Origin of the sequence: Marinobacter sp. DUT-3 (assembly GCF_050379435.1) — a bacterium.
Taxonomy (GTDB): Bacteria; Pseudomonadota; Gammaproteobacteria; order Pseudomonadales; family Oleiphilaceae; genus Marinobacter.
Window position 1 is genome coordinate 21,122 of the sequence record NZ_JBNRMG010000008.1, and the last position, 12,345, is coordinate 33,466.

General features: G+C 56.5%; 11 protein-coding genes and 1 pseudogene. 1 reads left to right on the plus strand and 11 read right to left on the minus strand.

Annotated elements, in window-relative coordinates; translation table 11 throughout:
* Window positions 1-168 precede the first annotated feature (168 nt).
* The 5 genes from ACQUWM_RS12450 to ACQUWM_RS12470 all read right to left on the minus strand — a co-directional run bounded on the left by ACQUWM_RS12450 (window position 169) and on the right by ACQUWM_RS12470 (window position 5,138).
* Entirely contained in the window at window positions 169-2,274 is a 2,106-nt protein-coding gene (locus tag ACQUWM_RS12450) for a TonB-dependent siderophore receptor (RefSeq protein ID WP_407001596.1), read from the minus strand.
* Window positions 2,275-2,387: 113 nt separating this feature from the next.
* Entirely contained in the window at window positions 2,388-3,362 is a 975-nt protein-coding gene (locus ACQUWM_RS12455) for a helix-turn-helix transcriptional regulator (protein WP_407001597.1), read from the minus strand.
* A gap of 210 nt (window positions 3,363-3,572) precedes the next feature.
* Window positions 3,573-4,412, minus strand: coding sequence for a type II toxin-antitoxin system HipA family toxin (locus tag ACQUWM_RS12460; RefSeq protein WP_428922376.1), 840 nt, complete (start codon window positions 4,410-4,412; stop codon window positions 3,573-3,575).
* Between the two features lie 115 nt (window positions 4,413-4,527).
* Window positions 4,528-4,845 (minus strand): HipA N-terminal domain-containing protein, encoded by a 318-nt coding sequence (locus ACQUWM_RS12465; protein ID WP_407001717.1) that lies wholly within the window; start codon window positions 4,843-4,845, stop codon window positions 4,528-4,530.
* A complete protein-coding gene (locus tag ACQUWM_RS12470) occupies window positions 4,845-5,138 on the minus strand; it encodes a helix-turn-helix domain-containing protein (protein WP_407001599.1) in 294 nt (97 codons plus the stop codon). Before ACQUWM_RS12470 ends, ACQUWM_RS12465 begins: the two co-directional genes overlap by 1 nt.
* Before the next feature lie 440 nt (window positions 5,139-5,578).
* Between ACQUWM_RS12470 and ACQUWM_RS12475 the strand changes: the two are divergent.
* A pseudogene (locus tag ACQUWM_RS12475) lies at window positions 5,579-5,939 on the plus strand (integrase core domain-containing protein); the annotation flags it as partial.
* Here ACQUWM_RS12475 and ACQUWM_RS12480 read toward each other — a convergent pair.
* From ACQUWM_RS12480 to atpG, 6 genes are all read right to left on the minus strand, one after another.
* Window positions 5,932-6,063: a hypothetical protein gene (locus ACQUWM_RS12480; RefSeq protein WP_407001600.1), complete on the minus strand. Its 132-nt coding sequence runs from the start codon at window positions 6,061-6,063 to the stop codon at window positions 5,932-5,934. The pseudogene ACQUWM_RS12475 and the gene ACQUWM_RS12480 sit on opposite strands and share 8 nt — an antisense overlap.
* 99 nt (window positions 6,064-6,162) lie before the next feature.
* Window positions 6,163-7,995 (minus strand): glutamine--fructose-6-phosphate transaminase (isomerizing), encoded by a 1,833-nt coding sequence (gene glmS / locus ACQUWM_RS12485; protein WP_428922377.1) that lies wholly within the window; start codon window positions 7,993-7,995, stop codon window positions 6,163-6,165.
* Between the two features lie 43 nt (window positions 7,996-8,038).
* On the minus strand, window positions 8,039-9,406 hold the full coding sequence (gene glmU, locus ACQUWM_RS12490) for a bifunctional UDP-N-acetylglucosamine diphosphorylase/glucosamine-1-phosphate N-acetyltransferase GlmU (RefSeq protein ID WP_407001602.1): 1,368 nt from the start codon (window positions 9,404-9,406) through the stop codon (window positions 8,039-8,041).
* A gap of 164 nt (window positions 9,407-9,570) precedes the next feature.
* Window positions 9,571-9,993: a F0F1 ATP synthase subunit epsilon gene (locus ACQUWM_RS12495; RefSeq protein WP_406988743.1), complete on the minus strand. Its 423-nt coding sequence runs from the start codon at window positions 9,991-9,993 to the stop codon at window positions 9,571-9,573.
* Between the two features lie 37 nt (window positions 9,994-10,030).
* Entirely contained in the window at window positions 10,031-11,425 is a 1,395-nt protein-coding gene (atpD, locus tag ACQUWM_RS12500) for a F0F1 ATP synthase subunit beta (RefSeq protein WP_407001603.1), read from the minus strand.
* Between the two features lie 55 nt (window positions 11,426-11,480).
* Window positions 11,481-12,341, minus strand: a complete 861-nt coding sequence (gene atpG, locus ACQUWM_RS12505; protein ID WP_407001604.1) for a F0F1 ATP synthase subunit gamma — start codon at window positions 12,339-12,341, stop codon at window positions 11,481-11,483.
* Between the last annotated feature and the right edge of the window lie 4 nt (window positions 12,342-12,345).

A 12,345-nucleotide genomic window follows, 5' to 3' on the forward strand; every position in this document is an offset into this window, starting at 1 on the left:
TAAATGATAATCTTTTATATTCGCATTTACGCCTAAAACATAAAAGCCCTGTTTTTTCAGGTGATACCCCGTTGCGTCGATAATTCTCGTGTGGTGAGGAAGGAAGGGGCGCTCATCCATGAACGCCCTGGACATCTCAGCGATTTCGCTGACGTCCGTTCGGTGTGATCAGAACCGGTAGGAGACGGACGCCGTTACATTACGCTCGGCGCCGAAGTAGCAGAACTCCAAGCTGTTGTAACAGGAGGCCACGTATTCCTTGTCCAGCAGGTTGTGCACATTGAGCTGGGTACTGACACCTTCCAGGCCCAGCTTGCCGAGGTCATACCCCAACGCCAGGTCCACCAGGGTGTAGTCCGGCACTTTTTCGGTGTTGGCGTCGTCGGCGTAGATATCCGCTGCATAACGAATACCCAGCCCCGCATTGGCGCCATCAAGCACACCGTCGTTAAAGCGATAGCCAGTCCACAGGGTCAGCTGGTGCTCAGGTACCTGGCTGGCGGTGTTGCCCTGGCGATAGGCTTCCGATTTCTCAAAGGTGACATCGGTGTAGGCATAGCCCGCCTGTACGTTCAGGTTGTTGGTGATCTGGGCCTTGGCTTCCAGTTCCACACCCTGGGACTGGATTTCACCTATACCGCGATAGAAAGTGTCCTGGGGCAGCTTGGTGGCCAGGTTTTCCTGTTTGATGCGGAACAGAGACAGGGTGTACTGGTCTAGCGTGCCCGCAGGCTGGTACTTCAGCCCGGTCTCGATCTGCTTGCCTTCGCTGGGATCCAGCAGATCACCGTTTTCATCCGTGAAGGCACTGGGTGAGAACGACGTCGAGTAGGACACGTAGGGAGCAATGCCATTATCGAACAGGTAGAGCAGTCCCGCACGACCGCTGAACTGGGTGTCATCCAGTGTGGCAACAACGCCGGAATCCCGGTTGGTGTTGTCTATTTCCACCCAGTCGTGGCGACCGCCCAGGGTCAGGCGCCAGCCGCCCATGGCCAGTTGATCCTGCAGATACACGCCGGTCTGTTTCTGTTCCCGGAGGTTACGTACCGGCGGGTACATGGCAGTCGGTTCGGCACCGTATTCAGGGTTGAATGCATCAATGTTCGGGAACGCGCCTGACGGCCAGACCACGTCATTTTCACGCTGCTGGTAGTCAACGCCAATCAGCACGGTGTGGTCAACCGGCCCGCTGATCAGCTCGGCCTGCAGCTGGTTATCCACCGTGAGCGCTTCCAGGTCCTCGTCACCGCCCGAGTAAAAGCGGGCCAGCTCGGTATCGTTGGCCCAGCCAAAGGCATACACCTGTTGCAGCTCCACGTCGGATTCCAGATAGCGAACGTTCTGCCGACCGGTCCAGGCGTTGTTGAATTGGTGCTCCAGCTCGTAACCGAGCATGTACATGTCACGGCGGAAACGGTCGTAATCGGGTTCACCCTCGAAGAAGGTATTATCGATTTTCTGGCCGTTGCGGGATTCGACCGTGCCCTCATACGGCAGGCCGCTGTGGTATCCGCCCTCGGGATCTTTCTGGAGATAGGCCAGCAGGGTCAGGCTGGTGTCGTCGGTCATGTCCCAGGTCAGCGACGGGGCGATGGCGCGACGCTCCTCTTCCACATGATCGAACTGAGTATCGGATGCGGACATAATGCCTGTCAGGCGGTAGGCCACCCGCTTTTCTTCATCCATGGGGCCGGTGACATCAAAAGCGATGCTGCGCTGGGCGTTATTGCCAACACTGGCCCGTACTTCTCCACCCTGCTGAAATTCGGGCCGCTTGCTGGTCATGGCGACCAGACCACCCGGTGAGCCCTGACCATAGAGCACCGACGTTGGTCCCTTGACGATTTCGATGCGCTCCAGGAACCAGGGATCAATGGCGAACGAGCTATAGGCGCCGGCATCACTCATAACCTTGAGGCCATCAAGGTAGGTGTTATTGATGCTGCCGTCAGAAAAACCGCGAAGAATCAGGTAGTCATAGCGATTGGAGGCGCCCACCTGGTTCGTGGACACGCCCGGGGTATAATCTGCCGCCCGCTGGACCGTCTTTGCGCCTTTGCGCTCCCATTCCTCGCGATCGATCACGGAAATGGCCTGGGGCGTTTCAACATAGGGTGTTTCGGTTTTGGTTGCACCGCGAGTCGCAATAACGTCCAGCCCTTCCAGTACCGTCGTGTCATTCTGTTGGTCGGTTTCCGAGGCGGATACGGGTGATGTCAGGCCAGCAATAGTCAGGGCCACCGCCAATGGCAGCCTGGAGCGTTGGAACATGGATGAAACCTCAATCGTACATCTGAATTTGGGAATGAGAATTATTCTACTTTAACCTGCACTACAGGTATGGGAAGTGCCGGAACCTGTATGCGGAATGCCAAACAGGTGATTCAGGAGGAACTTAAATCGCTGGGTGAAACACCGAACTGTTTACGGAAGGCTGTCGCAAAGTTGGTGGCATGGCGGTAACCGGCCCGGTGCGCCGACTGCTGTACGGTGTACCCCTCTTCCAGGCAACGCTTGGCGAGTTCCAGGCGACAGCTCCGGAGGTGCTCAAACACCGTCTGGCCATAAACCCGCCGGAACTTATAACGCAGGCTACTGGTGCTCATGGCGGCCCGGTGAGCAAGATCGCCCAGGGAATAGTCCTCGGCTGGCGCATATTCAAGCAGGCTACGTATCGATTCCAGGCGCCGGATATCCTGTCGGGATACCCCGGCGTGCCTCGGCTCCCGGATATCATGACCAGGCAAACCCAGCGCCATCAGCTGCAGGGCAATGCCCTCCAGCAGAAGTTTTCTCTGCAAGTCAGGCAATGAGGTTTCAATATGTTGTTTCAGCACATTGAGCAGGCTTGACGGTACCCGCCAGGAGTAAACCGGTTGCTGCGAGGTGTCCAGCAGCTCGGTCAGGAGCGCATTGTGGGGGCTGGGGCCCGCAAGATGGCGCGAGTCCAGTGCCAGGGTGACGGTTTTCAGGCGCTGGCCCGGCAACTGCACGGCATGGAGCGGGTGGTTCGGACCAAGCTGAAGGCTCAGCGCCATGCCGGGATGCAACTCACTTTGCCAGCCCCCCGCTTCGAGACTGATACGCCCCTGTAATACCACGACGATCAACAGCGGCGAATGCCCCAGCGACAGCGACTCGTAAGGCTGTAACACGTCCAGATCGGAATTGGTCAGCCGGAACCCGGATGGCAGCACGATTTCGTTAACCAGCCCTTTGGCGACTGGCTGGTTAAGCGACCGAGCGCCCAGACCCAACAAGTTGGGAAACTGGTAATCAATGCCGTAATCCCGGCCAAAACTCAGGAAATCATGGGCGGAAAACGGACGATGTGGGGAAGAGCCGTGAAGTTCCGGCAAGGAAATCTGGCCTCCGTTATTAGCGGGTCTTAACGAAGGCCAGAATATCAGGCGCTTTGGACAGCCTCAACAATAATGAGAGCTATTATCATTGTGGGATCATAAAAAGTTGGTAACTATACTTCTCTTCAGCCCCTGTTTTTGAGGACTTGGGTAACCACAAAATGGACTTACCCCGGTCCACAACACGACAGATACTATTTTTGTGCGTCATTCGACCTGCATCACGTCCATAAACGAGAGCCTTTGCATTACGAGATCAAGGTAGTCCGCTTTCATGCCCTCTGGCATGTATGAGGCGTTAATTATCCCGCTCGCCTCTTTACGAACCTTATTTGTCAGCGCGTGAAGTCGTTTCTTAACCGCTTTTTCAGGCATGCCGGCTTTGATTCCGAGCTCCAGGAAATCCGAACCAGCGTAAAAGCCGTTGCCCATGGTTCGGTAATACTTCCGCTCTCCCTCATCAAGCATAGGAAGCGCTAACGGGCTCTCTATGCTTGAGGCCCCGTATAGCGTAGAGGCCAACACATCATAGCAAGGTGTCATTTTGAAGACTGGATCAAACAGGAAGCTGATATTTTTCAGATGATGGTCGTCGTTGCCTACTAAATAGCTGAAGGCAATGCGTTCGAGCAGTTCCGCTGCCACAGCCACACCCGCATGCTCAACGACCAGTTCTACTACCCTCTGATAGCTAGCGGCAGTGTATTTCTGCGACGAATCGGAATTTGTTATGCCCAACGCCTGCATCGCATCTTCCTGATGGATTTTCTCGCCAGTCTCGAAGTCCCGGTCATAGCGCCGGATGACAAAGACCAGGTGCTCGTCTTTTAGTTTCAGCAGGCCGCAAGGAGGTACTGGGAAGCCGACTTTTCTCATCAGGATGAGCGTGGCGTGCTCATTCTCGGCAACGTTCGGGTATTCTTCCGGCGCGGGCTTCATGATGAACTGCCCTTCATGGTCGACAAGCTTCAACTCGCCCTTCTCAATTTTCAGTTGCGCTTTCATCTGCACGCCACTGATGGAGAAACCATGTGTTTTCTTCGGCATTGAGGTCACCAGGTCGCTACGGCTTTCCGCCAGCTCAAGACTCAGCTTATGGCTTCCGAACATTCGATCCAAGCAGTAACCATGGTATGACGATGTAGCTGTCTCTGGCAGAGTTTTAAGGCATATCAAGCAGTTCAATGGTCACGGCTCCAGGGAGATCTTCGCCGTTGTGTACCAGCAGCGAAAAGTTGTCTTCAGGGTCTATGCGTTGTTCTCTGGCCTGTACCCGCTTCAACCAGCCTTCACTTACCAGTCCGCTGAAGAAGGCTGGAAGTCCCTCAGATACAAAAGGTTCTTTTCGCAATGGTAGGCTTAGACTCAACGGAGGCTGACGGAGTTGCAGGTAGCGTTTGTCATACTGGAAAGTAACGGTGCTTCCGCTGCGTTCCAGTATGCCTGCCAGTACTCCATACATCTTCACTTGTGCTCGCATCACACTTCAATCCAAAGCTTGAAATTAAGTACCTTCCCAACGGCCTGAAGGCTCTTAATTGTTGGGTTTCCACCTTTCTCCATAGCTCTAACTGTTGTGCCCGAAACACCAGAGAGGTCGCCCACTTCTCCTGAGCTTAACGTAAGCGAATCCCTGCGAGACTTCATGATGTCTGCCAGTTCAGATACTGGCCTTAAATCCGGTTCATCAGAAGACTCAATTTGTTTCGCCAATGCCTGCAATCGCTGGATTTCTTCATTCAAGGCTTCCAGAAGACCCTGCTTTGATTTCATAACCGGCCCTACTCACTTTACTGATTAAAAACCAATTAATTAACACATTAAAAACAGTATAGTGCTCAGATCCGCCACTGTCATTGTTAAAGTGGTTTTTAGTGGTTAAAAGTGGCTTTTTTTGCACTTTAGTGTGCAGGCGTGTGAAAGTTCGCCGCACTCGACATTCTAGAAGCTCTCCGGGGTTCTACCCTCTTAGTCTGGCTCTTTGTGACCCGGAAACTCGCTTGATCCCCATACGGCCCCGGGTTGATGTGAGGTTCTTTTTCTCCTGAGTTCAAACAGCTGACCGAGGAGCGTGAGGGTGTCACCCCGAAGGGTAAGGCTTTAACCCCGGAGCAGCGCCGGATTCAGGAGTTGGAAGCCCGCTGCAAGGTTCGACGCTTAATGAGCGAGCTTGGGCTGATCTGCAAGCAGCCAGGCCCTCACGCTTACAAGCAGGCCAGCGGTGGAGTTATCTGGCTGTCGTGCTGGATCTGTATGCTTGCCGCGTTGCTGGTTGGGCGATGTCATCCAGTCCGGATGCAGATCTGGTGGTCAAGGCTCTGGCGCTATCGAATGACACAAAGCATGAGCCGGCGAGGGAACTGCTGGGACAACGCACCGATGGAGAGACTGTTCCGGAGTCTGAAATCTGAGTGGATACCGGCCTTGGGATATCGGAACCTGCCCGAGGCCAAGAAAGATGTGGGTGGTTATCTAATGGACTACTACGACCGGCAACGACCTCATGCATGCAATGGCGGTATTTCGCCCGTTGCGGCTGAGGAAAACCTTCAAATACTGTCCGGGATTAGTTGACCACTACCCCCTTCGAGGATAGATCTCGTACCGTGAGCCAAGGACGGTAATCTTCACCGCTACCTTTGCCGCGCCCTTCTTTGATCCATTTTTCGGTTTTCTTGTCGAGCTTGTAGCTGGCCATTCCCTATTAATCCCGAGGAAATAGCCTGACTCTGACACATCGGTCATCAGTTACCAGCTTTATTATGAACCCACAATCATCCTTTGGCGGTTACGGTTGTCATTCCACCGTCACACTCTTCGCCAGGTTCCGTGGTTGATCCACATCGGTGCCCTTCAGTACCGCCACATGATAGGACAGCAACTGGAGCGGAATGGTGTAGACGATCGGGGCGGTGATCGGGTGAACCGAGGGCAACTCCATTACATGGATGCCGTCCTGGGGCTTCACGTCGGCGGCCCTGTCAGCGAATACAAACAGTTCACCACCGCGGGCGCGGACTTCTTCCAGGTTGGACTTCAGTTTCTCAACCAGGTCGTTGTTGGGCGCCACTGTAACCACCGGCATTTCACTGTCCACCAACGCCAGCGGGCCGTGCTTGAGCTCACCGGCCGGGTAGGCTTCGGCGTGGATATAGGAGATTTCCTTCAGCTTCAGCGCACCCTCCAGGGCCACCGGGAACTGTGAGCCACGGCCGAGGAACAGGCTGTGGTTCTTGTCCATGAACGCCCGCGACATCTCCGCAATTTCGGCATCCAGCGCCAGTACCTGATCAGCCTGGCCCGGCAACAGGTGAATGGCTTCCACGATCTCTGCTTCGGCGTCTTCAGACAAGCCATTGTGACGCGCCAGTGCCAGGGTAAAGATCAGCAATGCCGTCAACTGGGTGGTGAACGCCTTGGTGGAGGCGACACCAATCTCCGGGCCCGCCTGGGTCATGATCACCAGGTCGGATTCCCGTACCAGGGAACTGCCCGGCACGTTGCAAATGGCCAGCGCGGCGCGGAATCCCGCTTGCTTGGCCTGGCGCAGGGCGGCCAGGGTATCCGCGGTTTCACCGGACTGGGATATGCACAGGAACAGGGTGTCGGGCTGAATCACGTGTTTGCGGTAACGGAACTCGGACGCCACCTCAACGGAACAGGGTACGCCGGCCAGTTCCTCGATCCAGTACCGCGCCACCATACCGGCGTGGTAGCTGGTGCCACAGGCAATGATCTGGACATGGCCCACGTTTTCAAGCAGCTTGCCTGCGGAGGTACCCAGGGCCTGCTCGAGAACGTTCGTATTGGTCAGACGGCCTTCCATGGTGGCCTTGATCACCCGCGGCTGCTCATGGATTTCCTTGAGCATGAAGTGGCGGTATTCGCCCTTGTCGGCGGAATCCGCACCATGCTCGAAGCGGGTAACCGGGCGCTCAACGAGGCTGCCGTCGCGGTCATGAATCTCGACCCGGTCACGGCGGATGTCGGCGATATCGCCCTCTTCCAGGAACATGAAACGGTCGGTGACCGGTAGCAACGCGAGCTGGTCGGAGGCAATGAAGTTCTCGCCAATACCCACACCAATGACCAACGGGCTGCCTTCACGACAGACCACCAGGTGGTCGGGCTCATCGGCATGGACCACGGCCAGGGCATAGGCGCCACGAAGGCGACCAATGGCAGATTTAACCGCGTCCTGCAAATTACGCTGCTCACGGTAGTGCTTTTCGATCAGGTGGGCGACCACTTCGGTATCGGTCTGGGAGGTGAACTCGAAACCCTCGGCCCTGAGCTCATCCCGCAGGTCCTGATAGTTCTCGATAATGCCATTATGGACTATGGCCAGCCGGTCACCGGACATGTGGGGGTGGGCATTGAGGCGGGACGGTTCACCGTGGGTTGCCCAACGGGTATGGGCAATACCAACGGTGCCTTCCAGGGCATTTGTACCAATGGCGTCCGCCAAAGCAGCGACCTTGCCCACTTCCCGGGCACGCTGCACGGTATTGCCACCATCCATGACCGCCATGCCGGCGGAGTCATATCCCCGGTACTCGAGCCGGCGCAGGCCTTCCAGAAGAATGCCCTGAACCTCACGTTCCGATACCGCACCTACAATGCCACACATGTGTTACTCACCTGTCAGAAAATTCGCTGTGTTACCGGACCGGTCAGGACTTTTTGACCGGCCGGTCCCAGTCTGCAATGTTGCGCTGACGACCACGGGCCACCGCCAGTTCGCGATCAGACACATCACGGGTAATGGTGGAGCCCGCGCCGATGGTGGCGCCTTCGGCAACCGTTACCGGCGCCACCAGGGAGGTATTGGAGCCCACAAAGACACCGTCCCCGATCACCGTCTGATGTTTATTCACACCATCATAATTGCAGGTGATGGTTCCTGCACCCACATTCACATTACGACCCAGTGAGGCATCGCCCACATAACTGAGGTGGTTGATCTTGCTGCCCTCGCCGACAACCGCCTTCTTGGTCTCAACGAAGTTGCCCACCTTGGTGTCGTCGGCCAGGCGGGTGCCTGGGCGCAGGCGGGCAAACGGACCAATCTGCGCATTGGCGCCAATCTCGGCGCCTTCAATCACCGAATGGGCGTTGATCTGTGCGCCGGCGGCAATTTTCGCATCGCGGATAACGCAGCCCGGACCAATGGAGACACCGTCCGCCAGTTCGACATCACCTTCAAACACCACGTTGACGTCGATCAGGATGTCGTTGCCAATCGTCAGATTGCCACGAACGTCTACCCGGGCGGGATCGGCGAGCGTGGCGCCTTCTGTCATCAGACGCTCAGCTTCCCGACGCTGAAACCAGCGTTCCAGTTCCGCCAGTTGCAGGCGGTTATTCACCCCCTGCACTTCGAAGGCGTCCTCAGGCTGTGAAACCGTGACCTGCATGCCGTGCTCCACCGCCATGGCGATGATATCGGTCAGGTAGTACTCGCCCTGGGCGTTGCGGTTGGAGAGCTGGGGCAGCCAGTCCTTCAGGCGCCGGGCCGATACCGCCAGGATGCCGGTGTTAACTTCACGGATCTGCTGCTGGGCGTCACTGGCGTCTTTTTGTTCGACGATGGACGTCACCTTGCCCTCGTCGTCGCGGATAATCCGGCCATACCCCTGGGGATTCTCCAGAGTCACCGTCAGCAGGCCCAGGGTGTCGTTATCGATCTGCGACACCAGTGCCTCCAGCGTACCGGCGCCGGTCAACGGTACATCACCGTAGAGCACCAGTACCCTGGCATCATCCGGCAGGTCCGGTAATGCCTGGGCCACCGCGTGGCCGGTTCCCAGCTGTTCCTGCTGCAGCACCCAGTTCACCGGTTGTTCCGTGGTGGCCGCCCTGACCTGATCCGCACCATGGCCGATCACCGCATGAATCTGCTCGGCCTCAAGCTGACGCGCGGTCGCGATGACATGATGGAGCATGGGGCGACCCGCCACGGCGTGAAGGACCTTGGGCAGTGCGGATTTCATTCTCGAACCCTGGCCGGCAGCCAGGATAACGACGTGTAGCGGACTCATAACAACGGAACCCCCGGTCAATGGTCGGGTTGTTTATATAAACGAAAAAACCGCATCCCTGACAGATGGCGGATTTCCCTCCGAATCGGACGATTCGGAAAGAAACCGGCTATCCGCTTCGGGATGCGGCTTCAGATCAGGCGATACCAGACTGACAATCGCTATTAACGAATGTGATTGCGCAGTTTCTGGATGGTGCGCAGCTGGGCGGCGGCTTCCGCCAACTCTGCTGCGGCACGGGAATACTCGAACTCGCCTGTTTTGTTTGCCAGTGCCTTCTCGGCTTCGCGCTGGGCTTCCAGTGCCGCTGCCTCGTCCACATCCTTCGCGCGAACGGCGGTATCGGCCATCAGGGTCACCAGGTTGGGCTGTACTTCCAGGTAACCCCCGGAAACGTACAGCACTTCCTCGGCGCCACCCTGCTTGACGATCCTGACTGCACCGGGCTTCAGGGCCGTTAGCAGCGGAGCGTGGCCGTACTGGATACCCAGTTCACCTTCGGTACCAGTAGCGGTCAGCATCTCCACCAGGCCGGAGAAGATTTTCTCCTCGGCACTAACGACGTCACAATGTACGGTCATAGCCATTTCTTACGCCTCTTGGGTCAGAAAGTGAAGAAAGGAATTACTTACCTTCCTTCGCCTTCATTGCCTTAGCCTTCTCAATCGCTTCTTCGATACCGCCGCACATGTAAAACGCCTGCTCCGGCATATCGTCGTATTCACCATTGAGGATACCCTCGAAGCTGGCGATAGTCTCTTTCAGAGATACGTACTTACCGGGAGAACCGGTGAATACTTCAGCAACGTGGAACGGCTGGGACAGGAAACGCTCGATTTTACGGGCGCGGGATACGATCAGCTTGTCGTCTTCAGACAGCTCGTCCATACCCAGAATCGCAATGATGTCCTTCAGTTCCTTGTAGCGCTGCAGAACGTTCTGCACGCCGCGGGCAACATCGTAGTGCTGATCGCCGATCACCAGCGGATCCAGCTGACGGGAGGTGGAGTCGAGCGGATCGATCGCCGGGTAGATACCCTTTGAGGCGATGTCACGGCTCAGTACCACGGTCGCGTCCAAGTGCGAGAAGGTGGTTGCCGGAGACGGGTCAGTCAGGTCATCCGCCGGTACGTAGACCGCCTGGATGGACGTGATGGAACCGGCCTTGGTGGAGGTGATACGCTCCTGCAGCTCACCCATTTCCTGGGCCAGCGTCGGCTGGTAACCTACCGCGGACGGCATACGGCCCAGCAGTGCGGATACCTCGGTACCGGCCAGGGTGTAACGGTAGATGTTGTCCACGAACAACAGTACGTCACGACCTTCGTCCCGGAACTTCTCGGCCATGGTCAGGCCGGTCAGGGCAACACGCAGACGGTTTCCGGGAGGCTCGTTCATCTGCCCGTAAACCATGGCTACCTTGTCCAGTACGTTGGAGTCCTTCATTTCGTAGTAGAAGTCGTTACCTTCACGGGTACGCTCACCTACGCCGGCGAATACGGACAGACCGGAGTGCTCTTTGGCGATGTTGTTGATAAGTTCCATCATGTTAACGGTCTTACCAACACCGGCGCCGCCGAACAGGCCAACTTTACCACCCTTGGCGAACGGGCAGATCAGGTCGATAACCTTGATGCCGGTTTCCAGCAGGTCGGCAGACGCTGCCTGGTCGGCATAGCCCGGGGCCTTGCGGTGAATCGCCCAACGCTCTTCTTCGCCGATCTCGCCCTGTTCGTCGATGGGACGACCCAGAACGTCCATGATACGGCCGAGAGTCTTGGTACCAACAGGCACGGAAATCGGCTTGCCGGTGTTTTCTGCTTTCAGGCCACGCTTGAGGCCTTCGGTGCTGCCCATCGCGATGGTACGTACAATGCCGTCACCCAGCTGCTGCTGGACTTCCAGAGTTGTCTCACCACCTTCAAGCAGCAGTGCGTCATAAACGCCTGGCACGGAGTCACGTGGGAATTCCACGTCGATAACCGCGCCAATGATCTGAACGATGTGTCCGCTACTCATGCTCGGTTCCTCGTTATCTTGATAGTCATTAAAACCAGTAGGATTGTGGGCCGGGTCAGACCGAAGCCGCGCCGCTCACAATCTCCGATATCTCTTGCGTAATGGCTGCCTGACGGGCCTTGTTATAAGCCAGTTGAAGCTCGTCAATGATGCTGCCAGCGTTATCAGTCGCGCTCTTCATGGCAATCATCCGAGCAGCCTGCTCGCAAGCCAGATTCTCTACCACTCCCTGATACACCTGGGATTCGATATAACGTGGTAGCAGCCCATCCAGGATGGGGCGTGCATCGGGCTCGTAGATGTAATCCCACTGGTGACCGACTTCTTCATCTTCGCCTTCAGGCAACGGCAGAAGCTGTTCCGCTTTCGGCTGTTGCGTCATGGTGTTCACGAACTCGTTGCTCACCAGGTACAGGCGGTCAATCTTGCCTGATTCGAATGAGTCGAGCATAACCTTGACGTTACCGATCAGCTGTTCTGCACTGGGGTTGTCGCCCAGATGGGTCAGAGCGGCAACCACGTTTCCGCCATAATTGCGGAAGAATGATGCACCTTTCTGCCCGATGGCACAGAGGTCGGTCTCAACACCTTTGCCTTTCCATTCACGCATTTCACGAACGAGAAGCTTGAACGTGTTGCCGTTCAGGCCACCACAGAGTCCCCGATCGGAGGAAACCACGATGTAACCCACGCGTTTGACGTCACGATCCTGCATGAACGGGTGTCGGTAATCCTGGTTTGCCTTGGCAATGTGCCCGATTACCTGACGCATCTTTTGCGCATACGGGCGAGTCGCCTGCATGCGTTCCTGAGCTTTACGCATTTTACTTGCCGCCACCATTTCCATGGCGGAAGTGATCTTCTGCGTGCTCTTGATGCTTCCGATCTGGTTACGTATTTCTTTTCCGACGGCCATAAGT